At 72.0% G+C, this 26,424-nt stretch carries 24 protein-coding genes; 17 read left to right on the top strand and 7 right to left on the bottom strand.

Features of this window, described 5'->3' with window-relative positions; genetic code table 11:
• Window positions 1–27: 27 nt before the first annotated feature.
• Both WME73_RS36665 and WME73_RS36660 read right to left on the bottom strand, forming a co-directional pair.
• The gene (locus tag WME73_RS36665) at window positions 28–1,266 is read right to left on the bottom strand and encodes a winged helix DNA-binding domain-containing protein (protein ID WP_437912566.1); all 1,239 of its coding nucleotides are present in this window, start codon (window positions 1,264–1,266) and stop codon (window positions 28–30) included.
• Window positions 1,267–1,408: 142 nt separating this feature from the next.
• Window positions 1,409–2,947, bottom strand: coding sequence for a hypothetical protein (locus tag WME73_RS36660; protein WP_437912565.1), 1,539 nt, complete (start codon window positions 2,945–2,947; stop codon window positions 1,409–1,411).
• Window positions 2,948–3,371: 424 nt separating this feature from the next.
• On the opposite strand from WME73_RS36660, the gene WME73_RS36655 reads away from it, so the two are divergent.
• Window positions 3,372–4,319, top strand: a complete 948-nt coding sequence (locus WME73_RS36655) for a glycosyltransferase family 2 protein (RefSeq protein ID WP_437912564.1) — start codon at window positions 3,372–3,374, stop codon at window positions 4,317–4,319.
• 186 nt (window positions 4,320–4,505) lie between these two features.
• On the opposite strand, the gene WME73_RS36650 is transcribed toward WME73_RS36655, so the two are convergent.
• Window positions 4,506–5,444, bottom strand: a complete 939-nt coding sequence (locus WME73_RS36650; RefSeq protein WP_437740963.1) for a UDP-glucuronic acid decarboxylase family protein — start codon at window positions 5,442–5,444, stop codon at window positions 4,506–4,508.
• A gap of 104 nt (window positions 5,445–5,548) precedes the next feature.
• Here WME73_RS36650 and WME73_RS36645 point away from each other — a divergent pair, with 104 nt between their 5' ends.
• The 3 genes from WME73_RS36645 (at window position 5,549) to WME73_RS36635 (ending at window position 8,380) form a co-directional block, all read left to right on the top strand.
• Window positions 5,549–6,637: a radical SAM protein gene (locus WME73_RS36645; RefSeq protein WP_437912563.1), complete on the top strand. Its 1,089-nt coding sequence runs from the start codon at window positions 5,549–5,551 to the stop codon at window positions 6,635–6,637.
• Entirely contained in the window at window positions 6,630–7,430 is an 801-nt protein-coding gene (locus WME73_RS36640; RefSeq protein ID WP_437740961.1) for an SDR family NAD(P)-dependent oxidoreductase, read from the top strand. The genes WME73_RS36645 and WME73_RS36640 overlap by 8 nt, the downstream gene beginning before the upstream one ends.
• A 62-nt stretch (window positions 7,431–7,492) precedes the next feature.
• Window positions 7,493–8,380 carry a sugar transferase gene (locus WME73_RS36635; protein ID WP_437740960.1) on the top strand — a complete coding sequence of 296 codons (888 nt, stop codon included), beginning with the start codon at window positions 7,493–7,495 and terminating at the stop codon, window positions 8,378–8,380.
• A gap of 52 nt (window positions 8,381–8,432) precedes the next feature.
• Here the strand turns inward: WME73_RS36635 and WME73_RS36630 are convergent, their stop codons facing one another.
• Window positions 8,433–9,698 carry an oligosaccharide flippase family protein gene (locus WME73_RS36630; RefSeq protein ID WP_437912562.1) on the bottom strand — a complete coding sequence of 422 codons (1,266 nt, stop codon included), beginning with the start codon at window positions 9,696–9,698 and terminating at the stop codon, window positions 8,433–8,435.
• 152 nt (window positions 9,699–9,850) lie between these two features.
• Between WME73_RS36630 and WME73_RS36625 the strand changes: the two genes are divergently transcribed.
• From WME73_RS36625 to WME73_RS36600, 6 genes are read left to right on the top strand one after another with little or no spacing between them, the layout of a single operon-like run.
• Window positions 9,851–11,266: a radical SAM protein gene (locus WME73_RS36625; RefSeq protein ID WP_437740958.1), complete on the top strand. Its 1,416-nt coding sequence runs from the start codon at window positions 9,851–9,853 to the stop codon at window positions 11,264–11,266.
• The gene (locus WME73_RS36620) at window positions 11,263–12,042 is read left to right on the top strand and encodes a WecB/TagA/CpsF family glycosyltransferase (protein WP_437912561.1); all 780 of its coding nucleotides are present in this window, start codon (window positions 11,263–11,265) and stop codon (window positions 12,040–12,042) included. The genes WME73_RS36625 and WME73_RS36620 overlap by 4 nt, the downstream gene beginning before the upstream one ends.
• Complete coding sequence (locus WME73_RS36615) at window positions 12,039–13,205, top strand: DegT/DnrJ/EryC1/StrS family aminotransferase (protein ID WP_437912560.1); 1,167 nt, start codon at window positions 12,039–12,041, stop codon at window positions 13,203–13,205. The genes WME73_RS36620 and WME73_RS36615 overlap by 4 nt, the downstream gene beginning before the upstream one ends.
• A 24-nt stretch (window positions 13,206–13,229) precedes the next feature.
• Entirely contained in the window at window positions 13,230–13,856 is a 627-nt protein-coding gene (locus WME73_RS36610; protein WP_437912559.1) for a YdcF family protein, read from the top strand.
• Between the two features lie 2 nt (window positions 13,857–13,858).
• Window positions 13,859–14,269, top strand: coding sequence for a hypothetical protein (locus tag WME73_RS36605; protein WP_437912558.1), 411 nt, complete (start codon window positions 13,859–13,861; stop codon window positions 14,267–14,269).
• Complete coding sequence (locus WME73_RS36600; protein ID WP_437852266.1) at window positions 14,266–15,534, top strand: MFS transporter; 1,269 nt, start codon at window positions 14,266–14,268, stop codon at window positions 15,532–15,534. Before WME73_RS36605 ends, WME73_RS36600 begins: the two co-directional genes overlap by 4 nt.
• A gap of 15 nt (window positions 15,535–15,549) precedes the next feature.
• Here the strand turns inward: WME73_RS36600 and WME73_RS36595 are convergent, their stop codons facing one another.
• Window positions 15,550–16,431, bottom strand: a complete 882-nt coding sequence (locus WME73_RS36595) for an NAD-dependent epimerase/dehydratase family protein (RefSeq protein ID WP_437912557.1) — start codon at window positions 16,429–16,431, stop codon at window positions 15,550–15,552.
• Window positions 16,432–16,523: 92 nt separating this feature from the next.
• On the opposite strand from WME73_RS36595, the gene WME73_RS36590 reads away from it, so the two are divergent.
• Entirely contained in the window at window positions 16,524–17,459 is a 936-nt protein-coding gene (locus tag WME73_RS36590) for an AraC family transcriptional regulator (RefSeq protein ID WP_437912556.1), read from the top strand.
• 32 nt (window positions 17,460–17,491) lie between these two features.
• Here WME73_RS36590 and WME73_RS36585 read toward each other — a convergent pair whose 3' ends face one another.
• Complete coding sequence (locus tag WME73_RS36585) at window positions 17,492–19,537, bottom strand: protein kinase domain-containing protein (protein WP_437912555.1); 2,046 nt, start codon at window positions 19,535–19,537, stop codon at window positions 17,492–17,494.
• 719 nt (window positions 19,538–20,256) lie between these two features.
• Here WME73_RS36585 and WME73_RS36580 point away from each other — a divergent pair.
• The 4 genes from WME73_RS36580 to WME73_RS36565 are packed head-to-tail and all read left to right on the top strand — an operon-like array spanning window position 20,257 to window position 23,134.
• Entirely contained in the window at window positions 20,257–20,829 is a 573-nt protein-coding gene (locus WME73_RS36580) for a hypothetical protein (RefSeq protein ID WP_437912554.1), read from the top strand.
• The gene (locus WME73_RS36575) at window positions 20,826–21,560 is read left to right on the top strand and encodes a ferritin-like domain-containing protein (RefSeq protein ID WP_437912553.1); all 735 of its coding nucleotides are present in this window, start codon (window positions 20,826–20,828) and stop codon (window positions 21,558–21,560) included. The genes WME73_RS36580 and WME73_RS36575 overlap by 4 nt, the downstream gene beginning before the upstream one ends.
• A gap of 48 nt (window positions 21,561–21,608) precedes the next feature.
• A complete protein-coding gene (locus WME73_RS36570) occupies window positions 21,609–22,115 on the top strand; it encodes a hypothetical protein (protein WP_437912552.1) in 507 nt (168 codons plus the stop codon).
• Window positions 22,106–23,134, top strand: coding sequence for a hypothetical protein (locus WME73_RS36565; RefSeq protein WP_437912551.1), 1,029 nt, complete (start codon window positions 22,106–22,108; stop codon window positions 23,132–23,134). The genes WME73_RS36570 and WME73_RS36565 overlap by 10 nt, the downstream gene beginning before the upstream one ends.
• Before the next feature lie 62 nt (window positions 23,135–23,196).
• Here the strand turns inward: WME73_RS36565 and WME73_RS36560 are convergent, their stop codons facing one another.
• Window positions 23,197–23,859, bottom strand: coding sequence for a TetR/AcrR family transcriptional regulator (locus tag WME73_RS36560; protein WP_437912550.1), 663 nt, complete (start codon window positions 23,857–23,859; stop codon window positions 23,197–23,199).
• Window positions 23,860–23,959: 100 nt separating this feature from the next.
• On the opposite strand from WME73_RS36560, the gene WME73_RS36555 reads away from it, so the two are divergent.
• Window positions 23,960–25,312 (top strand): alpha/beta hydrolase family protein, encoded by a 1,353-nt coding sequence (locus WME73_RS36555; protein WP_437912549.1) that lies wholly within the window; start codon window positions 23,960–23,962, stop codon window positions 25,310–25,312.
• Window positions 25,309–26,367 (top strand): DUF6268 family outer membrane beta-barrel protein, encoded by a 1,059-nt coding sequence (locus WME73_RS36550; RefSeq protein WP_437912548.1) that lies wholly within the window; start codon window positions 25,309–25,311, stop codon window positions 26,365–26,367. Before WME73_RS36555 ends, WME73_RS36550 begins: the two co-directional genes overlap by 4 nt.
• Window positions 26,368–26,424: the final 57 nt, after the last annotated feature.

The following is a 26,424-nucleotide window of genomic DNA, read 5'->3' as shown; positions in this document are numbered from 1 at the left end:
AGCCACGTCGATGCGACGCCCGGCGCTTCATCCCTTGGCCTTCGCCCGTGCAGCCGGCGCCTTCGCGGCTGCGCCGCTCTTCGCCTTCGCCCGCGCAGCCGGCGCCTTCGCGGCTGCGTCGCTCTTCGCCTTCGCCCGCGCAGCCGGCGCCTTCGCGGCTCCCGCCTTCCCGAAGCGCACCTCGAACGTGCCGGCGTCCTCCTCCATGAATCGGAGGAGCGCCTCGCCTTCCTCGGCGAGCTGCTCGCGCGCCGCCTTGCCAAGCGCCTCGAACGGCTCGAGCACGAGCGCGGCCGTGGCCTTCTTCCGCTCGATCGTCCATGTGCCGGCCACGAAGCCGTCCACGAGGAACGTCGGCAGGATGCGCAGGTTGGCGGACATGACGATCCGCGGGCGATGCTCGTCCGCGATGACCCGCGTGCGGTCGTCGTGCGCGAGCAGGAGGTTGTCGTAATCGGGTAGAAACCGGGCCGGCGCGGCGGTGTCCGCGGGCGGCCGCGGCGCGTCGGGCAGGTCGAAGAGCTCCCGGCCCCGCTCGTCGCGGAACACGCAGAGCTGCTCTCGCAAGGCGTGGAGCACCTCCTTGACGCGGGTCAGGCCGGACCACGTTTGCACATCGGTCGCTGTCGCCGGGCCGAACGACGCGAGAAAACGGAGCACGAGCGCCTGCGGCGCGCCGCCGTCGCGGAGCGGCTTGCCGAGCCAGGACGCCGCCGGGGCGAAGTCCGCCGTTCCGGGATATGCCCACGGGGTCTCGCCGGGCACCTGGACGACCGGCAGGTGCATGCGAACCGCGAGGGCCATGGCCCGCACGTCGCCGCCGGCGTGGAGCTCGGCCAGGTGATCGCGCAGCTCGTCCATGGTCCGCGGCTCCGCGTCGAAGTACGCGCGCGCCTCGGCGACCAGCCGAGCGACGTCGAGGGCGTCCGCGCGCTCGCGGAGGACCGATCGCATCCCGGCGTGGAGCACCGGCGCGATGACCGGGTGCAGATCCAGGTAGTCCCTTGCGCTCACGAGGTGCAGCGTGCCGCGCAGGAACGGCGCCCGGACGACCTCGCGGCGCACGACGAGCTGGACGAGCTGCTCGCGCCGGAACGCCGCGAGCCGGGACCACAGCCCGATGAACGGCGGCCGAGCCAGCTGGGCCTGGAGGGCAATCAGCCGCTCGATCCCGTGGACGGCCGAGGTCTGCTCCCGCGCGAGCAGCATCTGCCGCGCGAGCGTGGCCCGGTTGAGGTCTCTTCGTGTCAGCGTCGGGGCGGACATGCGGCCCGCGAGCTTACTCGAAACGAGGCGCTTCCTCTATCGATCGCCCGCTGCTCCTGGCCAGAGCAGCACGTCGCGAGCCTCACGTCCGGATTCAGGGGGCGAGGACGAACGAGAACAGCGCCGCCTCGCCGCGATTGGGTCAGAATCGATAAAGCACGTTGTCCTCATCGCCAGAGACATAGATCGTCCCTGACGGGCCCACGGCGACGCCGCTCAACGCATAGGTCGGCACCGTCCCCGTGACCGCCTCGAGCCCCACCTTGAGGTGCTTTTTCACGACCCAGGTGTCCCCCGTCGACGGGTCGACGCGCAGCAGGCGGCGCTTCCCGACCTCCACGACGAGCAGGGTGCCGTCCAGATCGACCGCCATCCCCTCCGGCTGATCCAGGCCGTCGGCCACCACGAGCGGCGGAGAGAGCGTCACGCCCCCCGCCGCCACATGGAGGATCTGGCCCGTGGCCCAGTCGGCGGCCCAGAGGTCGCCTCCCGACACCGCGAGGCCCGAGGGCACGGTCATCGGCGCGAGCGTCACGGGGCCGCCGCCCGTCTGGCGGGCGACGCGCGCCGCGCCCGGCCCCGCGCCGAGCTCGGCCACCACGAGATCGCCCTGGAACCGGACCGCGTTGAGCGGCGAGACGAAGTTGCTGTACGTCTCGAGGACCGTCGCCGTCGCCGGGTCGTAGGTCTGAACCACGCTGCTGAACCACGCGGTCAAGATCAGGTTCGAGCCGTCCGCCGACACCGTGGCAGGCGCGTGAAACTCCGACTCTCCGAGGAACGACCGCTCGACGCCCAGCGGAGCCCCCGTGTCTCCATCGAACTTCCGGAGCGACGACAGATCGCCCACATAGACCGACTCGGCCCCTCCTTCGGTCGTCACGGCCACGCCGCCGGGCATGATCATGCCGCCGGGCATGATCGTGCGCACCTGGCCGTTCGGCCTGATCCGGACGATGAAGCCGTCGCTGGCGCTCGACACGTAGAGATTGCCCTGCGGGTCGAAGGCGAGGTTGTCGAGCCCCGGCGTGAGCTCCGCGATGACCTCCTTCTCGCCCGTCTCGATGTCGATCCGCACCACCTCGCCGTTCTGATCGACCACGTGGAGCCGGCCGAGCCCGTCGAACTTGGCCGCCGCGGGGATGAAGAAGCCGTCCGCGACCGTCTGGAGGTCGCACTCGACCTCCGGGTCGACGGCGCCGGTGCAGGAGTCCACATCGATGCTGATCACCCTGCCTTGCGTCCAGATCGGCCCGTACAACCTGCCGTCGGGCCCCCAGTCCATGCCGTTCAGGAAGCCGAGGTTGCTCGCGATGTGGCGCGGCGGAGCCGACAGCTCCGGATCGACCTCGTAGAGCCCGTCACCGAAGAAGTCGAGCGCCACGAAGAGCCGCCCCGTATCGGAGAACGTGATGGGGTTGACGCCCGGCGCGACGAACTGCTGGGTGATCGCGCCCGACGGCGCGTGCCGCACGACATTGCCAGGGATGAGCGAGGTCCAGTAGAGCGAGCCATCCGGGCCGAACGTGAGGTCGTCCGGGCCATCGATCCCGTCCGACGCGTCGAGCCGATCCACGATGGCTCCGCTCTTGCGGTTCACGATGGCGATCTCATTGCCAAGGAAGCTCGCGACGTACAGCCGACCATCCGGCCCCACATTCATCCCATTGGTGCCGTGCATCGGCGACCCCTCGGCGAGGACCGGCCGCTTTGCATGCGCCGACGACGAGGCTCCCACAAGCACCGTGCTACCCAGCACGAACGCAAAAAGCCTGTGCATAAGCTCTCCCTTCAGCGCCGCGCCTGGACCGGCACACCCAAGGATCACGATGACGTCAGGCGCGAAACCAGCGCGACGGCGCGAACCTCCGGCGGACTTTGTAGTCACGCGGGGTTGTTCTTACGCTAACATAATCAGGAGCCTTCCCCAAGCATAAAATTCGTGCAATGGATGCGGACGCGCCGGCATCGTTAGCGTCGTCGGCGCCGCTGGCATCGTCGTCGGCGTCGCCGGCATCGCTGGCATCGTCAGTTCCTCGGTGGCCATCCCGCGCGGCGCGCGCCGCGTGACACCCGAGCCGGCGTGGTGGTATGCGTCGGAGTCGATGGCTGCCAGCATCTGCCTGCCGGCGTACAACGAAGTCCGCACCATCGAGGCGACCCTCACCGAGCTGTCGCGGCTCGGCCCCGAGGTGGACGAGATCCTCGTCTGTCTCAACGGGTGCACGGACGGCACCGAGCGTGTCGTCGAGGCGTTCCGGGGGCGGGAGCCGCGGCTCGCCGTCATCGAGAGCGAGCTCGGAAAGAACAACGCATGGAACGCCCTGGTGGCCCGGGCGCGCAACCGTCGCCTCGTGTTCACGGACGCGGACGTGCGCCCGGCCGAGGGCTCCATCTCGGCCCTGCTGCGCGCCCTGGAGCGCTCTCCACGCGCCGCCGTCGCCGCGGCCTTCGAGCAGCCGCGCGGGGCGCCGCCGCCGCCGCTCGGCACCGTCCTCCGCCTGCTGACGACCAGCCTCGGTCAGGACTACATTTCCGGTCGCCTCTATGCCATCGATCGCGATCGGCTGGGCGCGGTGATGGCCGATCGTGGGCTCCTGCCTGCGGGGGCGCTCCCTCGGCTGCCCGTCGACCTCGTGACCGAGGACTCGTGGCTCACGGCGCTCGTCGCCGGCGACGCGCTGGTCGTGGTCCCCGAGGCGCCCATCCACTTCGAGGTGGACAGCATGGCCGACGTGGTCCGCGCGCTGGCGCGCAATGCCGCCGCGAGAGAGCAGCTCCGCTCGAGCTACCCGGAGCTCTACCGGCGCGACGGCGCCCGCCTGCTCTCGGCGCAGTCGGCGCCGAGGATCCTCCTGGACCGGCTGCGATCGGCGCCGGGGCCTTTCGCGGTCACGCGCGGGCTCGGAGGGATGGCCCTCAGGGCTGCGATCCACCGCGTGCTCGGAGAGCGGATCCGGGCGCAGCGCGATCGCATCCTGGCGGACGTCAGCGCCGGCCGCGGCGGGCGCGTCATGGCCACCTCCGGCCGCCTCCCGTCGAAGGGCGGCTGAGCGCCTGTCCCGGTAGGGGGCCTATCGCGGGGCGCAGGTTGGTGGTGGCCTAATTTGCCCCAGAGTGATTCACATGAAGGCGGGAAGGCGAGAAGAACATTGATCTTTTCTTCCCGCCTCCCCGCCTTCATGTTCAAATCAGGCCACCACCCGCAGGTTCGTGCGCCCCGCGATCATCGCCGGACGTCAGACGCGCGGGCGGAACCAGTCGATCGTGCGATCGAGGCCCGAGTCGAGATCCACCATCGGACGCCAGCCGAGCAGCTCGGTGGCCCGGGAGATGTCGGGCCTGCGCCGCTGGGGATCGTCGATGAGGGCATCGCTCATCGTCAGCTTCGCGCGCCCGCCGGTCTTGCGGATGATGAGCTCGGCGAGGTCCTGCATCCTCGTCTCGGCCGGATTCCCGAGGTTGACCGGCCCGGTCAGGTCCTTGGCGTTCATCACGCGAACCAGCCCCTCGATGAGGTCGCTGACGAAGCAGAACGAGCGCGTGCGGTGGCCTCCGCCGTACAGCTCCAGCGCCTCGCCGCGCAGCGCCTTCACCACGAAGTTGGCGATGACCCGGCCGTCGTTCCGGTCCATGTTCGGGCCATACGTATTGAAAATGCGCACGATGACGGTATCGACGTTGCGGGTCTGGCGGTACTCCCAGAAGTACGTCTCCGCGACCCGCTTGCTCTCGTCGTAGCAGGCCCGAGGCCCGATGGGGTTGACGTTCCCCCAGTAGTCCTCGTGCTGAGGGTGGACGAGCGCGTCGCCATAGACCTCGGAGGTGGAGGCCTGCAGGACCCGGGCCCCCAGCTCCTGCGCCAGGCGGAGGACGTTGATCGCGCCGAACACGTTCGTGTTGAGCGTGTGCACCGGATCAGCCCGGTACTTCACGGGCGACGCCGCGCAGGCCATGTTGTAGATCTGGTCGACCTCGAAGCGGAGCGGCTCGCTCACGTCGCAGCGGTGCAGCTCGAACCGCGGGTTCTTCAGCAGCGGCCCGAGGTTCTCGTCACGCCCCGTCACCATGCTGTCGACGCAGATCACGTGGTGCCCGTCGGCCAGAAGCCGCGCGCAGAGGTGCGATCCGAGGAAACCAGCCCCACCCGTGACCAGGATTCGCTTGCTCGCACTCATCGGAAAAATACCTCCTTGACGCGCTGTTCGGTAGAGCTCTGGGCCGTGGCGCCGTGATTGGTCGAAAACCCATTACCATAGGAAATAGGTATTACAAAGACCGGATGACATCTGGAGGCGAGTTCCTTATCATGCAGCGCGTGCACCGCTCACCTCGTTACCTGGGTTCGCTCGTCCGCGCAAAGCTCGCCCGCGAAGCGCGTCCCATATGGGTGGATGTGTGCGTCACCAACCGATGCCACCTGAGCTGCGAGTACTGCTACGGCGACTACCACCACCGGCACGACGACATCGGACAGCTCAAGGTCGAGCAGCTGTTCGCGATCATGGACGAGGCGGCGGCGCTGGGGACGGCGGTCCTGACGCTCACGGGCGGCGAGCCGATGCTGCACAAATCCATCGGCCGCATCGTCGAGCGCGCGGTGAGCCGAGGGATCTCGGTGGGAATGGTCACCAGCGGATTCCGCGTCAAGGAGCGCGTGGATGAGCTCGCCGACCTGAGCTCGATCGTGGTGAGCGTCGACGGTCCGGAGCCGATCAACGATCTGAACCGCGGTCAGGGGACCTTCGCCGTGGCCATGGCCGCGCTCGAGGCGTGCCAGGCGCGCGGCATTCCGCGCATCGTGAAGGCGGTGCTGAACCGCCGGAACAAGGACCAGGTGCCCTGGCTCCTCGAGCTGGCGGGCCGCTTCGGCGCGCGGCTCGAGGTCGTCGTGACCTACGCCCCGCAGTCCGATCGGCAGCTGCGCATCCACGGCGACAACTCCCTCGACGCGGGCGAGCGGCAGGCCCTGGCGGACGCGCTGCTCGAGCACAAGCGCCGGGGGGCGCCGATGGTCTTCCGCGAGCGCGTCTGGGAGAACATGGCGCGCTGGTGGCAACACCACGGCGGGGATCGCGTCACCCGGGAGGAGCGGCGGGAGCATTTCGAGTACCTCCCGTGCAGCGCGGGCCGGTACTACGCCTTCATCGACGGCGACGGCCGCATGTACCCGTGCAACCAGCGGCTCGCGGACTTCCCCGCCAGGAGCGTGCTCGAGGTCGGCGTCCGGGCCGCGTGGGAGCACCTGCGCGATCACGGCTGCTTCGCCTGCGCGGCGCCGTGGCTCAACCAGCAGCACCTCGTGAGCAGCGAGCGGCTCCTCGCGCGCAGCCTGGGGCGAGATCTGCTGGCGCGGGTCGCGCGTGCCTGAGCGGACGCTCGCCATCGTCGTGCTCGGCGGCTCGCGCGGGATCGGGCGGGCCATCGTCGCGCGCGCGCTCGCGGAGGGGCACCGGGTGTTCGCCGGCGCGCGGGACGAGCGCGCGCTCCTCGCGCTGCAGCAGAGCGCCGCGCCCGAGGGCGCCGGCCGCCGGCTCGGCACGGGCACGGTGGACGTCGGCGACGACGCCTCCCAGCGCGCCTTCTTCGGCGCGGCGCGCGCGTTCCTCGGCGGGATCGACGTCGTCGTCAACAACGCCGCCCGGGAGGGCTACGGGCGCCTCGACGAGATGGCGCTCGAGGACGTCGAGGCGATCGTCCGCACCAACCTCCTCGGCGTCATCCTCGGATGCCGGCACGCGGCGCAGGCGATGGGGGACGGCGGAGGCCACATCATCAACGTCGGCTCCGAGGTCTCGTTCCGCGCCGTGCCCATGAAGAGCGTCTACTGCGCCACGAAGTTCGCCGTCCGCGGGCTGAGCGACGCGCTCGAGCTCGAGCTCGCGCCCCGGGGGATCCGGGTCTCCCAGGTGCACCCCGGGTGGGTGGACACGGGCCTGCACGAGGACGAGCGGCGGCGCCGGGGCTCGGTGTCCCGGCCGCACGACGGCGGCGTCCCGGTGGAGCGGGTCGCCGAGAGCGTGGCCGCGCTCTGGCGCGCGCCGCGGGCGCAGGGCGGCGCTCCGCTGCGGCTCCGCCTCCGCAGCGTGGTGGGAGAGCTCTTTCCGGCGTGGGCGCGGTGGCGGACGCGCCGGGCGTTCGGGGAGCAGCTGAGAGAGGGCTGAGGCGAGACGGCAGGGCGGGGGAGCCGCCGCGACGCCGGAACGGAGACCACCAGGAGGTTTTCTTGACCTGTGCAACGACGTCCTTCCCTCAAGGTGCAACCGCGCCGCCTCCTCCGCTCGATCCGGGCGCCCCCGTCGTCGTCGAGGGCCTCGACGCGGTGGGGGAGGTGCTGCGGCGGGCGCGCGGGCGGGCGCAGGCGGTCGCGATCGCCTCGCGGGACCTCGAGTGGCTCGCGGCGCGCCTCGGCCTGTCGGAGCGGACCGCGGAGGGGCTCCCGGTGGTCCGGTTCGGCTCGGGCGAGCGGGGCGGCCTCGACGCCGCGGCCACCCGGGCCGTCGAGAAGCTCGTGGCCCTGTCGGTGCTGCTCGGGGGCGCGCCGCTGTGGCTGACGATCGCGCTGCTGATCCACCTCGAGTCCCCCGGCGGGCCGTTCCACGTCGCCCCGCGCGCAGGGCTGCGCGGCAAGCCGTTCCTGTTCTTCAAGTACCGGACGATGCGGACGCGGCGCCGAGACGGCGAGGACAGGGGCGACGCCGCGCGGCTCTCGGTCATCCGCGGCGAGATCCCCGGCTTCGTGCGCGACGACGGGGTCGTCATCCCCAAGCACCCCAGGGATCCGCGCATCACGCGGCTGGGCGGCGTCCTGCGCTGGCTGTGCCTCGACGAGATCCCCCAGCTCCTCCACGTCCTCACGGGCGAGATGGCCCTGGTGGGGCCGAGGCCCTATCCGATGGCGGAGTTCGACGCGCTCAAGCCGTGGCACCGCCTCCGGACCGAAGGCCGGCCCGGGATCACCGGCCTGTGGCAGGTCGTGGCGCGCAACCAGGTGACCTTCGACCAGAGCGTCATCCTCGACATCTACTACCTGACCAACGCCAGCTTCTGGGGCGACCTGAAGATCATGGCGATCACGCCGCTGCGCATGCTCTTCGGCGTGGGGAGCTACTGACGCCGTGCGCCGGGTGATCGACGACGCCGTGAAAGGACCGCTCCTCGGCCGCTCAGGAGGCCCCGAGGTGGTCCCTGACGCGAAAGAGGACGATCACCTCGCCGGCCACCAGGCCGAGCGTGACCACGAGCTTCACCGCGGCCGCGCCGGCGGCGCCGTGCGCGGGCACCGCCCACAGGTCCCCGGCCGCGATGAGGAGCACGGTGACCGTCCAGAGGGCCGCGTACGGGCGCTGCTGGCCCGCGGCGAAGAGCATCGGGCCGATGGCGAGCTCCGGCACCATCCACACGAGCGCCGTGGTCAGGAGCTGCAGCGGCAGCACGGCGCTCGCGTAGTCGGGGCCGAACACGAGCCGGACGAGCGGCCCGCCCATCCACCACACCACGGCGCTCATGAGCGCGCCCGCGGCCATGAGCCCGACGAAGGTGAGCGTGGCGAGGCGCCTGCGGGCGCTCGCGGAGCGGCTGGCGACGAAGGCGGGGAAGACCGCCGCGCGCACGACGCCCGGCAGCATCATGGCGCCGCCGATCAGGCGCTGGACCGCGCTCATGTCGCCGACCGCTTGGGGGGTGCTCATCCAGCCCAGCATCAGGAGATCGAGCTGGAAGTAGAGGGGGCTGGCGAGCATCACCACCGCGAGCGGCCCGGCCTCACGGAGGAAACCCTGCGGCAGCGCCGCGCCCTCGCTGGACCACTGCCGGCGATCGAGGAGCTGGGCGGCGAGGGCCAGGGCCAGCGCGAGGGCGACCAGGTGGCCCGCGACGAGGGCCCACGCCAGGCCGAGCGCGCCGAGCCCCGAGAGCAGCGCGCCCGTCCCCAGCCCGAAGGACGTGACCGCCATGGTGACCGCCACCAGCACCTCGCGCTCCATCCGCTGGTGCCCGCGGAACACCTGGTTGAGCATCTCGACGAACGAGGCCATCAGCCAGGCGGCCGTCAGCAGCCACACGAGCGTCCGGCGTGGCGAGGCCGCGCCCGCGAGGAGGCCGACCACGAGGCCGACGGCGCCGGCGGCCAGCGTCACGGCGAGCTTGAGGCGCACGAGCGGGCCGATGGGAGCGCCGGGATCGCGGGCCACCTCCCGCGCGATGAACAGGTGCAGGCCGAGGTCCGCGAGCTCGCCGAGCAGGAAGCCCACGGCGAAGGCGTAGCTGTAGTCGCCGAAGCCCGCGGGCCCCAGGAGCCGCGCGGCGACGACGGCGAGGAGCATGCGGACGCCGCGCGAGACGAGATCGCTCGCGGTCTTCAGCGCCATGCTGCCCGAGACGCTTCGCCTCGCCGGCGGCGGGGCGTCCTCGCGGAGCGCCGACGAGGTCATGGATGGAGGAGATCCTTCACCGGAGGTCGCCGCGCGCGCATGCCGCTCCCCTATCGCCCCGATCGCGGTGCGGTTCAACTTCCCATCAGCGGTCACGTGGAGCGGCGGGGCGCCGCGCCGCGCGTGAAGGATCCAAGTCAGGAGAGGACCACGTGAAGACCAGCACGGATGGCAACGTTTCGTTGGTGCAGCTCAGGCGAAAGGAGTCGCTGGTCTCGGCGGACATCGAGCCGCCGGAGATCCTGCTCGAGCGGGCCCTCGCCCTGGCGGTGCCGGCGACGCGCCCGGCCGCCGCGCCGCGGCCCCACGGCCAGACCCGGGAGCTCACGCGCCGCGGCGTGCTGTGGCTCGGGCAGACGTGCAACCTGCGCTGCCACTTCTGCTACTTCCTCGATCGGATCGAGGACAAGGAGCACCCCGAGCACCCGTTCATGTCGCTGGAGAAGGCGCAGGAGATCTGCCGGACCCTCGTCGAGTTCTACGGGAACGACGCGATCGACATCCAGGGCGGCGAGCCGACCATCTGGCGCGACATCCATGCGTTGATCCGGTATTGCGCCGGGATCGGCCTCGCGCCGACGCTCATCACGAACGCGCTGGTGCTCGACAAGCGCGACAAGGCGCAGCAGTTCAAGGACTCCGGCGTCGCCGACTTCCTGGTCAGCGTCCAGGGGCTCGGGAAGGCGCACGACCTGGCCGTGGGCGTGAGCGGGGCGCACGTGCGCCAGATGCGCGCGCTGAACCACCTCATCGCGCTCGACGTGCCGTTCCGCGTGAACTGCGTGATGTCGAAGCTCGCCGTGCCGCAGCTCCCGGCGATCGCGAGGCTCTCGGTGGAGCTGGGGGCGCGCGCCGTCAACTTCCTCGCCTTCAACCCGTTCGCGGATCAGCGCAAGGAGGGCGCCCGCACCGCGGAGAACGTGCCTCGTTATGGCGACCTGCGGGGCCCGCTCGACGAGGCCCTGGACGTGCTCGCGCAAGCGGGCGTGGAGGCGAACGTCAGGTACCTGCCCCACTGCATCGTCCCCGAGCGCCACTGGCCGTCGGTGTACAACTACCAGCAGCTCTCGTACGACCCGCACGAGTGGGATTTCGCGAGCTGGACCTGGACCAACAAGGGCCCGCAGCGGATGCGGGCCGGCGCTGTGTCGCCGCCCGTCCCGCTCGGCGCGCGGCCGCGCCTCGGCCGGCTCCGGCAGCCGCTCCTCCGCCTGGCGGACGCGATCGACCTCCGGGGCCGGATGCTCCGCGCCGACACGGACCCGCGGCTCGGCCCCATGATGAGGAAGCTGGAAGGGCTGTCCTACCGGCTCTTCCGCCGCCGCGGGGATCGCGACGCGGCCTACCGCCACGACGCGCTGAACCGCGTCGAGCACAACGGCTACCAGAAGGGCGCGGGGTGCCAGCGCTGCGCGCTCCGCGACATCTGCGACGGGTTCCACGGCGACTACGTCGCGATGTTCGGCACCGACGAGGCGCGGCCCGTCCTCGATCGCGCCCCGGTCAGCGATCCGCGCGCGTTCATCAGCGCGCAGGACAAGGTGGCGCCGGCCAGGGGCGAGGCATGACCGTCGCTCCGCCCTCGATCGCGCCCCGGGTCGACGTCCTCGGCGTCCCCGTCACGCGGCTCTCCTTCGAGCAGCTGCTGCGCCGCCTGGACGAGGCCTTGCGGGCGGAGCGCGCCAGGCCCGACTACTACACCTATGTCAACGCGTACTGCGCCACGCTGGCGGCGCGCGAGTCGCCGTACCGCGCCTCGGTTTCTCGGGCCGACGTCGTGTACGCCGACGGCATCGGGGTGGTCTGGGCGGCGCGCCTGCTGGGCGGGCCGTGCCCGGAGCGGATCAACGTGGGCCCGATCGAGCTGGGCCGGATCGTGGATCTCTGCGCCGAGCGCGGGGCCTCGGTCTTCCTGCTCGGCGGCGCGCCCGGGATCGCCGACGAGGTCGCGCGCCGCCTGGTCGCGGAGCGCCCGGGGCTCCGGATCGCCGGCGTTCACCACGGGTACTTCGCCCCCGAGGAGGAGGCGGCGGTGGTCCGGGAGATCAACGGGTCGGGCGCCGCGTTGCTCATCGTCGGCCTCGGCCCGCCCAAGCAGGAGCTCTGGGTGAGCCAGCACCTCGGGGCGCTCCAGGTGCGCGCCACCTGGTGTATGGGGGGGCTGCTGGATCAGGTGGCGGGCGCCGTCGCCTACCCGCCCGAGTGGGTGCGCCGGAGCCACGTCCAGTGGCTCTACCGCCTGGCGGTCGAGCCGCGGCGGCTCTGGCGGCGGTACCTGCTCGGCATCCCGGAGTTCATCGGCCGCGTCGTCCACCAGCGCCTTCGTCCGGAGAGACAAGCATGAGCGACCAGCGACCCTTCATCCCCATGGTCTCGCCGCAGGTGGACGATCCGGACGCGATCGCGGCGCAGATCGCCGACGTCCTGCGCTCGGGGCGGCTCAGCAACGGCGGCCCGCTCGCCGAGGGCTTCGAGCGGGCGATCGCGGCGTTCCTCGGCGTCGAGGAGGCCGTGGCCGTCTCGAACGGCGCCGTCGCGATCAGCCTGGCCATCGAGGCCGCGGCGGTGCGGCGGGGCAAGGCGATCCTCCCGGCCTTCACCTTCATCGCGACGCTCAACGCCGCGGTGCACGCGGGCTTCGAGCCGGTCTTCTGCGACATCGACCCGGAGACCTGGACGCTGGATCCGGGGCACCTGCGCCGCCTGCTCGTGGAGCACGGCGCGACGCTGGTCCTCCCGGTCAACGTGTTCGGCGTCCCGCCCGATCTCGCCGCCATCGCGCGCGAGGCCCGCGGCGCGGGCGCGGCCGTGATCTACGACAACGCGCACGGCATGGGCACCGAGGCGGCGAGCCGGGAGGCCGAGGCGCTCCTCACCGCGACGACCTACTCGCTGCACGCCACCAAGGTCCTCGTGGCCGCGGAGGGCGGCGTGGTCGTCGCCCCGGACCGCGAGGTGAGCGCGGCGATGCGCCGGCTGCGCAACCACGGGCTCGCGCAGCCGCTCTCGGCGTCGGTCCCGGGGATGAACGCCAAGCTGGACGAGCTGCGCGCCGCCCTGGCGCTCTCGTCGCTCCGCCGGCTCCCGGAGGCGCTGGCCCGCAGGCGGACGTACCTCGACCGGCTGCGCGCGGCCCTGTCCCGGCACCCGCAGGTGTACCGCACCCAGCGCATCCCGCCGGGCGTGAACCCCAATGGACAGAACCTCGGCGTCGGGTTGATCGACGCCCCGATCGACGACGTCATCGCGGCCTTCGCGCGGCGCGGCGTCGAGGCGCGCCGGTACTTCTACCCGCCCCTGCACGCGCTGGACTGCTTCCCCGCGGGCCTCGCCCTCCCGAACACGGACCGGCTCTGCGCGGGCCAGGTATGCCTGCCCCTGCACGGCCGGATGAGCGAGGAGACGCTCGAGCGCGTCGAGGCCGCCATCCACGGCGTCGCGGAGGAGCTGGAGGCGCGGCGGCCGTCCGCGCGCTCCTCGAGGCCCGCGCTCCTGGGCGCCACGTAGGGGCTCTTCCAGGGATCCGACGCCATGCGCATGGAAGGAGCGTGGGACCGCGTGAGCACCGCGGCCGGCGTGATCGGGCTCGTGGCCTTCGCCGTCGCCGCGTTCACCCCGGCCGCCGCGCCGCTCGATCGCTGGATGGCGTCGGCGCCCGACGCAGGGCAGGCCGACGCGGTGGTCGCCCTCGGCGCGGACGTCGATCCGGACGGGCGGCTCCCGGAGGATTCGCTCCGGCGCGCCGTCGAGGCCGTCGCGCTGTACCGCGAGGGGCGAGCGCCGCTCGTGCTGATGCTCGGCAGCCGCAACGGGCCGGCCAGCGAGGCCGAGTCGCGCGCTCGCCTCGCGCAGGGCCTCGGCGTCCCCGCGTCGGCCCTGCTCACGGAGCCGCGCGGGCTGACGACCGCGGTGGAAGCCCAGCGCAGCGCGGAGCTCCTGCTGCCCAGGGGCGCAAGGAGGATCCTGCTCGTCACCGGCGCGCACCGCATCGCGCGCGCGCGCCGGCTCTTCGAGCGCGCGGGCTTCGAGGTCCTCGCCGCGCCCGTCCCGGAGGGGTCGCCGGCGTCGAACACCCCGGGGGAGCGGCTCTCGGCGATCGGCCGGCTGCTCCAGGAGCTCGCGGCGCGCGCGCTGTCACGGCTCCGCGGGGAAGGGTAGCGATGCCCGACGCGCTCTACATCCTTGGCGTCGTCGCCGCCACGTCCTGCGTGGTCTACGCGGCGGGGCGCCGCCGGGGGATGCGCGCCGGGCTCCTCCCGCCCGCGCTCCGGCGCGCGATCCGCTGCGTGGGCGTGTGCCTCCTCTTCTGGGGCGGCAACGTCGCCGTCGGGGCGGCGGTGGCCCTGCTCGTGCGTGGCCTCGGGCTTGGGTTCATCTGGCTCTACGTCAACACCGACGTCTCCGTGCTCGTCCTCTCGGCGCTCCAGGCGCTGGCCTTCGAGTCATGGCGCATCGAGCACGAGCGGCAGCGCGCGGCCAGCGCCCCGCGCGCCGACGATCTCCCCGGATCCCCTGCCGCGCCGGGGCCGGCACATGAGTCCCCGCATCGGGTAAAAGGAGCGAAGCGATGAGCACTGCAGCCGTGGAGGAGCGTCCGGTCTCGAGCCGGTGGAGCGACAGGGCGCTGCGCCAGACGGCCGGCTACTACGGGCTCTTCATCTGCCTGGGCCTCATCACGGCGATCACCGGGCCGACCCTGCCGGACCTGGCGCGGCAGACGGGCTCCAGCGTCGGGGACATGGGCTCGCTGTTCCTCGGCGGGGGGGTTGGTTACACGCTCGGTACGCTCTGGGGAGGCAAGCTGTTCGATCGCGTGCACGGGCACAACCTGCTCGGGGGAGCGCACCTGATCGCTGCGGCGTGCCTCGCTGTCATCCCGGCCGTCCCGTGGTTATGGCTGCTCGTGGTCGTGGCGTTCTGCCGGGGTCTCGCGGAGGGGCTTGTCAACACGGGCGCGAACGCGCTGCTCCTCTGGACGCACGGGGAGAAGGTCAGCCCTTACATGAACGGGCTTCACTTCTGCTTCGGGCTGGGCGCGTTCGTGTCGCCGCTCCTTGTCGCGCGCGTCCCGGGCGCCTGGGGCGGTTACCACGCGGCGTACTGGGCGGTGGCCGCCTTCTCGGCGCTCGTCGCCCTGGGCATGCTCTCGATGCGACACTGTCCCGAGCCCAAGGAAAAGGCCGGGAAGGACGCCGCGGCGAAGGGGGCGGATCGCGCGCTGCCCCTCCTTCCGGTGCTCGTCGCGGTGCTGTACCTGTTCGCCTATGTCGGCGGGGAGATCTCGTTCGGGAGCTGGATCTACACCTATGCCCTCACGCTGGGCGTCGTCTCGGCGACCGGGGCCGCGTACCTCACCTCGGGGTTCTGGCTCTCGTTCACGATCGGGAGGCTGCTCTCGATCCCGGTGGCGATCCGCTTCACGCCGCGCCAGGTCATCCCTGTGGGGCTGGGCGGCTGTCTCGTGCTGTCCGCGATGATGCTGCTCCTGCCGCCCTCGAGCGCGCTCCTGTGGGGGGTCGCGCTCGGGCTCGGGCTCTTCATGGCGCCGCTCTGGCCCAGCGGCTTCACGCTCGCGGGGCAGATCGTGCCCATGACGGCGTTCGTGACCGGGCTCGTGCTGGTCGGCGACAGCCTCGGCGGCATGGTCCTCCCGGCCCTCACAGGCAAGCTGATCGAGGGGGCGGGTCTGGAGCGGCTGGCCTACTCGCTGCCGATGCTCGTCTTCGGCAGCCTCGTTGTCTGTGCCTTTTCTTATCTCGTGCTGCTCGCCCTCGACAGCAAGCGAGCAGGGGAGGCGCCGGCGGCGAGCGCCGCGCGCGACGGCGCCTTGCCCTGAAGCCTGCGGCGCGTCTCATTGCGCGCGATACCCCTGCGCCGGGTCGCGCAGGGCGCCGCAGACGCCTCCGAGCGCCGCTCCGACCTCCGGGGACCAGCCCAGGTCGCGCAGCCTGGTCGCGTCGAGGGCGGCGTCCATGGCCAGGAAGCCGGCGATGGGGCCGTGCGCTGCGAGGGCTTCCGCGAGGCTCCACGAGCCCACGGGGACCCCGGCGGCGTCGCCTATCGCCGCGAAGAGCGCCGCCATGGGCTCGGGCGACGCCTCGGCGGCATGGAACACGCCCCTTGCGTCCGACTCCAGCAGCATCGCGTAGGCGACCGCCAGATCCCGCACGTGGACGGTGGACCAGCGGTTCTCGCCATCGTCGATAGTACGCGCCACCCCCGCGGCGCGCGCGCCCTGCACCAGGCCCGCCACCGGACCTCCGCCGTCGCCATAGACGATGGGCGGCCGCACGACCAGGCCGCGGACGCCCTTCGCGCCGAGCACGCGCGACTCGGCCGCCACGAGCCACTCGAGCGCTCCGCCGGGGTTGACGCTCTCCTCCTCGGGCACGGGCACCCGCGAGGAGCGCGCGCGGGGCGCCCCGGTCGTCGTGATGAAGACGCCGCCGCTCATGGCCGAGAGCATCGCCGTGACCGCCGCCTCGTCGGTGGCCGGGCGATCCTCTCCCGTCGTCGCCGCGGTGTGCACAACCCCGTCGCCGGCCGCCGCCGCGCGCGCGAGCACGTCGACCTGCGACAGATTCCCCCAGATCGGCTCCGCGCCCGCGGCCCGCACCTTCGCTGCCGACGCGTCGCTGCGCGCGAGCCCGCGCACCCGGTGGCCGCGCGCGACCAGGGCGCGGGCGACCGCAGATCCGATGAAGCCGCTCGCGCCGGTGATGAAAACGTCCATGGTTGCCTCCTCGTGAATCGGTGGCTGAACCATGGCGACGGACCGGGGGACCCTCCATGTGATAGCGTCCAGGGCTCTTTTGTGATCGTCCAATGCCCGATGTCCTGACAGCGCTGCTCCGCCACGTGCGCATCGAGACCAGCCTCTTCGGCCGCGTCGAGCTCGGCGCGCCGTGGGGGGCTCGTATCGGCCCTCGAGAGGTCGTCCTGCTCCACCACCTCCTCGAAGGCGAGATGTGGCTGGAGCTCGGCGGCCGAGAGATCCGCGTCGGCCAGGGCGATTTGCTGCTCATGCCGCACGGCGTCCCGCACTGCCTGAGGCACCGGCCGGGGGCGGCCGTCGTCGACGAGGATCGCTGGCTCTCGCCGCCTCGGCCGGGTGTGCAGACGGTGCGGCGACGGCTGGGCGGCGACGGCGCGAGGACGGTGGTGCTCTGCGCTGCCATGCACGTCGCGGGCGCCGGGCGGTCGCTGCTGCTCCGCGCGCTGCCCTCCGTGGTGCTCCTCGACGGCGGGGCCGGTGAGCCGGTGCCCGGTCTCGGCCGGCTCCTGGACGGCATCCGCGACGAGGTGAGCGGCCGGCGGCCGGGCGCGCCGGTCATGGCCGCTCGCTTCGCGGAGCTGCTCCTCCTGCAGGCCATCCGCGCGGAGCTCGAGCGCCCCGCGCCTCCTGGCTCCTTCCGCGCGGCGCTCGCGGACGAGCGCGTCGCCCGCGCCCTCGATGCGCTCTACAAGGCCCCGGCCCGCGCGTGGACCGTGGCCTTGCTCGCGCGGGAGGCCGGCATGAGCCGCTCGGGCTTCGCCCTCGCCTTCCGCGAGCACGTGGGAGAGGGCCCGCTCCGCCACCTGACGCGCTGGCGCATGGAGCTGGCGAAGGAGACGCTGCGAGAGCGCCGCGGGCTCGCGCTCGCCGAGGTGGCGTCGTCCGTGGGGTACCAGGACGAGGCGGCCTTCAACGTCGCGTTTCGCCGGGAGGTCGGGATCCCGCCGGGGGCGTACCGAGCCGGGGGCCGCGAGCCGGGATACTGAGCTTCAGAGAGCGCTTCCTCTCTCGTTCTTCGCTACGGCGAGGTGGGTGGCTTCAGTGCGACAGGCTCAGCATCGCGCAACATGGGGACTGTGATGGATGCATCAAAACCATCGATATGGATATGGACCTGCCTCGTCCAGGGCTGTTTCCCTTCGGCCGTCGCCGTGAGCGTGTACGTCCCTACGGCTATTGGCAGCGGCTTGTTCCACGCTCCCGGTCCTAGCAGCTCTCCGCCACGTGTGACCTTTAGCCCCGGCAACGCTGCTACCGGGTTCGGTATGACAACCCTGAGCGTCGCTTTGGCCTTTGGCTCCGCTACCTCTGCGCTGGCCGCAGCAGAAGACGCTGCGTCCTTGTCCTGGGACGCATCCACCTTCAGCGCGTCCGGCTTAGCAGGATAGGCAGTTTCAGGTGTGTCCCCCTGCGCCGTATGTGCGGCACTGGGCACGGGCTTGTCAGAGGAGTTTGCCGCACGTGCCTGCGCCTCCGCTAGAGGCCGCGACGACGGCTTGGTGGTCGCAGATGACGGTGGCGTCGTCGCAGATGACGGCGGCGTCGTCGCAGTTGGCGGTGAGGCAGCGAGCGGCGCGCTCTGGTCCGCCGGCGGCGCCACCGCGGCGATCGCCGGCGCGCTGAATGCTTCAGCCGTGAGCGTCGTCGTAGCGGGCGGGCCGGATGCTTCGGACGAGCTCGTCGGAGCGCGATCGCCGAGCACGGCGACACCAAGCCATATAAGGCCACCGGTCAGCAACGCACCGAGCGCGCGCGGCAGCGCCTTCGAAGCCCTGGATCGAGGGGCGTGCGTACTGAGGGGCGCGAGCAAGGCGCCTCCGTCCTGACTACGCTGGTGTGCCGCTTGGTGCAGCGTTGGGAGCGGCACCGTGCCGTTCTGCTCCGGCGTACTCCGCGCGGCGTTGACCAACGTTGGGAGCGGCACCGTGCCGTTCTGCTCCGGCGTACTCCGCGCGGTGTTGACCAACGTTGGGAGCGGCACCGTGCCGTTCTGCTCCGGCGTACTCCGCGCGGCGTTGACCAACGTTGGGAGCGGCCCCTTGCTGCTCTGCTCCGGCGGACGCTGGACGGCGTCTTCCACAGGGACGGTATCGGCGAGCGCATGCGAGGACAGCGATAAGCGCGGAGCCTCGTACACCTCGGGCGACGATGCCGGCCGCTTCGATGTACTCACGCCGAGCACCGTCGCCAGTGCGGCGGCCGCGGTGCTCGCTCGGTCAAAGCGGTGCTCGGCACGCGGCGCCGTGGCTTTTCGAAACCACGCATCGAATGCAGGCGGCAGCGCCGCGCCGCGCCGGCGCTGGGCGCGGTGGCTGGGCGATTCGACCACACCCCCGAGGACCGTCGACAGAAATGGGAAGATAGCCTCGTGGAGGTTTGCCTCCTCGGCCCAGTACGGCTCTCCGGTGAGGAGCGCGTAGGCGATGTGGCCCAGCGCGTAGAGATCGGCGCGGGGGTCGATCTCGCGGTCACCCCGGATCTGCTCGGGGGACATGTACAGCGGCGTCCCGAGCGCCTGGGTGGTCCGAGCCTTCTGGCTTTGCTCCACCACCTTGGCAATGCCAAAATCAAGGATCTTCACGCACGGCGAATCGTCGTCACGGCGGGTGACGAACATGTTCTCGGGCTTGAGATCGCGATGGATGATGCCCGCGGCGTGCGTCTTGTCGAGCGCGCGCGCCACCTGCTGCAGGTAGATCACGACCTCGCCCGGCGGCAGCGCCTTCTGCTTGCGAACAAGCGCTCCGAGCTCCTCGCCTCGAAGCAGGTCCATCACCAGGAAAGGCGTCCCGGTGGTCTCGTCGATCCCTGCATCGGAGATGCGGACGATGTGCTCGCTCTCGATGTCACCCGTGACCTGCGCCTCGAGCTCGAAACGGCTCCGGAGATCAGGATGCTCGACCAGGTCCGGAAGCATGACCTTGAGAGCGCGGCGGCTCCGAGTCTTCTCGTCCGTGACCTCGTAGACTGCGCCCATGTTCCCGGCCTTGATGCGGCGGATGACGCGGTAGCGCCGGTGAAACAAGGCGCCCGGATGGAGGTCGACAATGCTCGGGGGGTCCACGCTCTTCCTCTACCCGGCGTAAAGCGAATCGTAGGTGTCGCTACGTGTCAACCCCTTCCGAACTGAGCATCGTGCAAGGAGTAGCCCGAGGTGTCCGGACCTCTCGTCCCAGGCCAGGCGGCGGCCACGGAGCTCGCCACCGAGGGACGCGAGCGCGATCCGAGCCCCGAGGTTCTCGGCCTAGCTGCGCGCGTCGCACCGTCCCGGGTGGAGACGAGGCGCGTGCGTGGATCCAGACGCGCTTGCGATGGAGCGTGGCAATCGATCTGGCTGCGAGGCTGCCCCCCGGGCCCCGACAGGCTGCAGGACCAAGCGCTGCCGATCGCTGCTCAGCGACTCGACATCGACGCGGCACTCCTCCGACCCCGCGGTCGTTCGCCCTGCGACCGAGCCGTGCCGCGCCGCTCGTCGGGGGATCCCGCAGCGCCATTGTTCGGAATTTCAGTTCAATGGTGTGCGGAAAATGCAGATTCTCTTCGCTGTGCTGCGCGCCTACACTGGTGCACATGGGCCGAGTGCTCGGCCCGCGCCGCGCCCTGCGGTAAACAGCCTACTTTACTGGAGGAGAACTTATGCGTGAGGAGACGAGACGGGCAGCATTGCGTGCAGCAGCAAGGGTCGCGCTGGGAGCGCTGGCGTGTGGCGCTCTGGCGGGCTGCAGCGGACGTTACGTCTCTGGCGGGCAGTCATCACCGCTGGATCCCGACGAGGAGATCCCTGTGGACGCGCCGGACGCCCCGGATCCGGCCGGCGGTGGCGCGACGGCCGGCGGTGCGACGACCGGAGTCGGCGCGACGACCGGAGTCGGCGCGACGACCGGAGTCGGTGCGACGACCGGCGGCGGTGGGGAACCTTCGACGGGGAGTGGGGTCGTTCCGACGCCCGATGAGGGCGGCGCGGGCGGCGCGGGCGGCGCGCCGCCCATGCCGACCGGGCTCGCGTGCGCCGAGCAGGTGAGCCTCGACGACACGGAGGCTCGCCCTCGCGCGGAGCTCGACTGCTGCGTCGACTACACGGCGCAGCGCGTGCCTGCCCCCGGGACGGGGATCTCCGAGGAGCAGTGGGCGGCCCTCGCTGGAAACGCCTCCTTCGTGAACTGCTGCACGGCGCTGATCGTGGGCGTGGACGCCGACGCGATCTCCTACAGAGAGGCCGAACCCGTCCGGCACGCCTGCTGTTTCGGCGACGTCGTCGCTCCCGAGGCGGAGCTCTATACGCGGACGTTCTGCACGCCCTGGGGCCCCCCGGTCCCGCCGGCGCTCGACGCCTATGCCCCGTCGGAGGTCGCATGAACGCCGCGACGCTCGATCTCCGCGGCGAGGCGCGCGCGCGTGCCTTCGGCGTGAGCGGGTATCCCGCGGCGCTGTTCCCGTCGGCGATCGGCACCTGGCACGCGCGGATGGTGAACGAACACGGGTCGTCGGCCGTGTTCGAGGCGCTCGCAAGCCAGCTCGCCGAGGCGGGCTTCCCGCCGGAGCTCGCCGAGGCGTGCCGGGGCTTCGCCGACGAGGAGCGCCGTCACGGGATCCTCTGCGGCGCCGTCGTGGAGGCCCTCGGCGGGACGGCGACCGCGAGCGTCCCGGAACGCCCGGAGTTTCCCCTGCACCGCGACGCGCCCCCCCGCGCCGCCGCGCTCCGCAACGTGATCCACATCTGCTGCATGAGCGAGACGGTGGCCGTGGCCCTCATCGGCGCGGAGCGGCTGGAGATGCCGCCCGGGCCGCTGCTCGATCTGCTGACGCGCATCTACGCCGACGAGGTCGGACACGCCCGCTTCGGCTGGCGCCTCCTCGAGCAGATCGCGCCGGAGCTCTCCTCGGCGGAGCGGCGAGCGGTCGAGCGCTACCTGCCCGTGGCGTTCCGGCACCTCGTGGCGCACGAGCACGCGCACCTGCCGGCCCACGACGCCCCGCCGCAGGGGGAGCAGCTCGGGCTGTGCAGCGGCCTGAAAGCCCGCGTGTTGCTCGATGAGACCATCGAGGAGGTCATCCGCCCCGGGCTTCGCCGCTTCTTCGATTGCTGAGCGCAGCCGCAAGAGCATCCGGGGCCAGGCCAATGCCCGGAGGGCGACGTGCGCCTAGGCGGGCCGTGCTGCTACTCGCCCAGGTTCCGGAAGAAGGGCGGCGCCGTGACCCCCGGCGGCTACGGGATGGCCGCAAACGTGAAGGCCAAGCTGTTCAACCCGGGCGCCTTCTACACCGCCGGTATCAGCCCCACCGTGACGGCCAAGGGCAAGGAGTACTTCGCCGGCCGGACCATCATGTTCACGCACCACAGCGCCTACCGCGACGCGGGCACCGGCCTGCCAAAGCCGACGTACCGCGGCCGCATCGTCGGGACCATCGTTCATGAGCTCGTCCACGCGTTCGGTATGCCGCACAAGTGCGGGTACTTCGACTTCCGCGCGCCGCGGGACAAGACGTGCTGCATGAACTACAGGCCCAACTGGATGCTGGACGACAAGCGCAACCTCATCCGGGGGACGTCGGCGAAGACCGGCAGCGACGTCTGCGGCAGGCACCTCAAGGAGGTGAGGCGGGTCCACCTCGAGGACAACAAGGGGCTCGCGTGGAAGTGAGCGCTCCGGACATCACACCTCCGGGCCCGGCCCTCGTGGGCATCGATGTCGAGCCGCAGTATGTGCTCGGCTTTCCGATGTTCGTGGGCATCACGATCGGCAGCGTTCCCCCGGGCGCGTCGCTCATGCGGCTGCCGCTGCCGTCGCCCGCGGCGCTGCGGGGCGCGGTAGGCATCAGGCTGTGGCGGCCGGGCGAGGCGGAGCCGTTCTTCGAGGAGGCGCCCACGGCCGTGGTGGACGCCGATCTCTCGGCGCCGAGCTTCCGCCTGCGGGCCGGCGAGGTCCGCCGGCTCCTCGTGGAGATCGCCGAGCTCCTGCCGGACGATCTGGCGGCGGGGGAGGTCGACGGCGTGCTGCTCTACGGAGCCCCGCCGCACGTCGCCGCGAGCGGCCGCGGACGGCTGCGCTTCCGGGAGCCCACGGCCGCGGAGCGCGCGTCGCTCGACGAGCTCCGGCCCGGCCGCGCGAGATCCCGGGGCGTTCGCCGGGTACGCGCAGCAGGTGAAGGCGGCGTATCCGGGGCTCGCGGCGTGGATGGACGCGATCGCGGCCGGGCAGAGCGAGATCGCGTGGGCACGGAGCCATCGATGAACAGGATGAGCCCACGAGCGTGCGTCGTTGCCGTGGCCCTGGGGCTCGCGGCGTTCTCGAGCTCCGGTTGCGGTCGCTCCCAGGCGCCGTCGCCCGACCGCGCGGCGCCGGATGCGTCCAGCGCCGCGGCGGCGCCCGGGGCCTCCGCGACGGCGCCCGGGGCCGTCACGGAGGCGCCCGAGGTGGCGACCGCGCCCGGGACCTCCGCGCCGCCGGGCACTGCACCCGCTCCCGCGCAGCCCGTGAGCGCTGCGCCGTCCGCGCAGCCCGCGAGCGCTGCGCCGTCCATGAGCGCCGCGGGGATCAGGAAGCCCTCGCCGGGCGCGCGCGGCCCGCTGCCCGATGCGAAGCCGAAGCTCAAGTGTGGCAGGACGTACTGCAACGCGGCGGGGGAGCGCTTTGCGCCGTCGCCGCCCCAGTGCGAGTGAAGGCGCAAGGGCGCGGGAGAGACTAGCCGCCGCTCTGGCGGGAGCGCGCGATCCCCCGCGGATCACCCGCGCTTCGACCGCTTGCCCTGGGGCGCGGGCGGAGCCGGCTCCGGGACCGCGACGGGCGTCAGCGTCTGCCGCGCCAGCTCTCGCGCGTAGGCGAGGCGGTCGGCCGGCGAGCCGAGCGCGTTCAGCCCCTCGTAAAGCCCCGCGAAGAACGTCGGGAAGAAGACCGCCGAGAGCGCCGCCACCACCCGGCGCGCCGCCGCCCGCTCCTCGAGCCCGGGCACCGCCGCCCGGACGAGATCGCGCAGGCGCTCCATCACAGGCGCGAAGAGCTTCGGGAAAGGACCGCTGTAGTCGTCCGCGTGAAACGCGTCGTGCAGGAGCGCCCTGCCCACGTTCGGGTACCGCATCCCGCCCTCGAGGTAGTAGCCGAGCAGCCCGCTCAGCGCCTCCAGGGGATCGCCCGGCATCCGGGCGAGGAAATCCTCGCTGTCCGACAGCATGTTCCCGATCGACCCCTCGAGCGCCGCCGCGACGAGCGCCTCCTTCGACCGGAAATAGTAGTTCACCGCGGCGATGTTGACGCCGGCCGCCGCCGCGAGCTTCCGCACCGTCAGCTGCCCGATGCCGTGCTTCTCGATCTGATCGATCGCCGCGACCACGAGCCGCTGCCGTGGATCGAGATCGTCCGCAGGGGCGAGGGGGTCACGGTCGTTCATACGATTGTTTGAAACACACCTTGACGATGCGCCCGGCGGGCGTCAATGCTTGAAACACATGTTTCAATCACTTGTTTCGTCAGGCGCTGGAGGTGCACCGATGCTCGATCGGCGGAGGTTTCTCACCCACTCGGCGGTCGCGGGGGGCGCGGCGGCGCTCGGGTTCGCGTCGGGCCGCCGCGGGGTCGATCAGGAGGTCGCGTCCGCGCGGTTCCACGGCGACGACACGCTCGGGCAGGGCCGGGCGGCGCCCGTCTGGCACCGGTTCAAGTTCATCGGCCAGCCGGTGATGGACGCGCAGATCGTGTTCTGGCTCGGCCTCGCGTCGATGGGGCTGACCGACGTCGGCGAGGTGCTCGACACCGCGACCCGCATCCGCCCGGGCGACGAGCGCTCGTGGTTCGACCAGTGGCTGGCCACCGCGAAGCGGGTGCAGGGCTACGGCGAGGAGGCGGAGGCCCGCGGCCACGCGCGCAGCGCCGCGTCGCACTTCCTGCGCGCGGGCGCGTACCACCGGGCCGGGCTGATGCGCTACGCGGATCGCTCTGACCCGCGCCTTGTCGAGGCGACGATCGCGGGGCTCGACCTGCATGACCGGGCGCTCCGCCTGCGGGGCTACGACTCCCGGCAGGTCGATATCCCCTACGAGAGCGGCGTGCTCCACGGCCGCGTCCATTACGCGCCCGGGGTCGCGCGCGCGCCCGCGATCGTGCTGCAGCAGGGCCTCCACGCGTGGCCCGAGGACACCATGTGGGTCATCGACGGCGCGCTCGAGCGGGGCTACCACGTCCTCTCGTTCCACGGCCCGGGCCAGGGCGCCTCGCTGCGCCTCCACGGGCACCCCTTCCGGCCCGACTGGGAGGTCCCCGTGGGGCGCGTGCTCGACTTCGCCGAGCGCGACGAGCGGCTCGACGCCGGCAAGTTCGTCCTGATGGGCCTCTCGTTCGGCGGCTACCTCGCGCCGCGGGCGGCCTCGCGCGAGCACCGCCTGCGCGCCCTCGTCGCCAACCCGGGCGTCGTCAGCTGGCGGGACGCGATGCTGCGCCACTTCGCGTCGATCCCCGGCCTGCTCGAGCTGCACGAGCGCGGCCCCGCGGCGTTCGACCGCGCCATCGACGCCGCCGCGGTTGTGATGCCCGACGCGCGCTGGTACTTCGACGACGTGACCTGGAAGCACGGCGTCTCGACGCCGCACGAGGTGATCGACGAGCTCCGCAAGTACGACAACGAAGGCGGCGTCGCGAGCATCCGCTGCGAGACGCTGATCATGGAGGGCAGCGCCGAGGACGCGTCTCCAGGCGAGTCGGAGCGCCTCTACGGCGCGCTCACGTGCCCGAAGCACATGATGGTGTTCGACGCGGGCACGGCGTCGCAGGTCCACTGCCAGGGCGGCAACCAGCTCCTCGCCCAGGCGCGGCTGTTCGACTGGCTCGACGAGCGGGTGGCGCGATGAGGCCCGCCGATCGCGCCGCCGATCGCGCCGCCGCGCGCGCCACGGACGAGCGCCGAGGCGGGGGCCCCTCCCGCCGGGGCGCGCGCCCCCCGCGGCTCCTCGCCCTGGCGCCGCTGCTCGCGGTCGTCGCGGTCCTCGCGCCGGGCGCGGCGTGGGCCCAGCTCCCCGATCTCGTGGACCTGAGCGCGCAGTACATGCCGGGCGCGGCGATCGAGGACCCGCGCCCCGTGCGGGCGCAGATCTCGTCGTACGAGGTCAACGCCAACGTGCCGATCCCCCTCGGGGAGAGGACGTTCCTGATCCCGGGGGCGACGTACCACGTCGAGGCGATCTCGTACGCCGGCGCCCCGCCCGGCTTCGACGAGCTCCGGGCCTTCCACGCCGTCGACGTCCCGGTGCTGTTCGTCCAGCTGCTCCCCCACGACTGGTCGCTCTCGCTGCGCGTCGCGCCGGGGCTCGCGGGCGACTTCGAGGCCTTCGACGGCGGGCTCGTCCGCGTCAGCGCGCTCGGGCTCGTGACCCACACGCTCTCGGAGAAGCTCGTCCTCGGCGGCGGCGCGCTCGCGTCGTACAGCTTCGGCTCGTTCCTCCCGCTGCCCGCCGCGTACGTCGAGTGGACGCCGAGCCCCCAGTTCCGCCTCGAGGCCTTCCTGCCGGGCTTCGCGTCGGCGAAGCTCCTGTTCTCGGATCGCGTCGAGGTCGGCCTGCGCGCGGACGTGGCGGGGAACGCCTACGCCGTGCGCGACCCGCGCGTCACCGGGGCGTGGCCGTGCGCGGCCCAGCCGGCCGACGACCCGGCGACCGAGCAGGATGAGCGGGCGGCGCGGCCCGAGGAGTGCCTCGATCACGTCGCCTACTCGGTCGTGACCGCGGGCGTGACCCTCGGCGTGCGCGCCTTCTCGTCGGTGTGGGTGACCGCCCAGGCGGGACACAGCCTGTTCCGTCGCTACGAGCCGATGAACGACGAGGACGATGCTATCCCCGGAGGCGGGCAGAGCATCCCGAACGTGCTCTTCTTCCGCGCCGGCGTGACGTGGCGCATCCCGAAGAGCTGAAGCGCGACTCACCGCCTGGCGCGCCGCGCGAGCGTATAGCCGCACACCGACGGGCGG

This window comes from Sorangium sp. So ce302 (assembly GCF_051530145.1).
GTDB classification, from domain to species: Bacteria; Myxococcota_A; Polyangia; order Polyangiales; family Polyangiaceae; genus Sorangium; species Sorangium cellulosum_B.
This window is presented reverse-complemented; position numbering and strand designations above follow the sequence as displayed.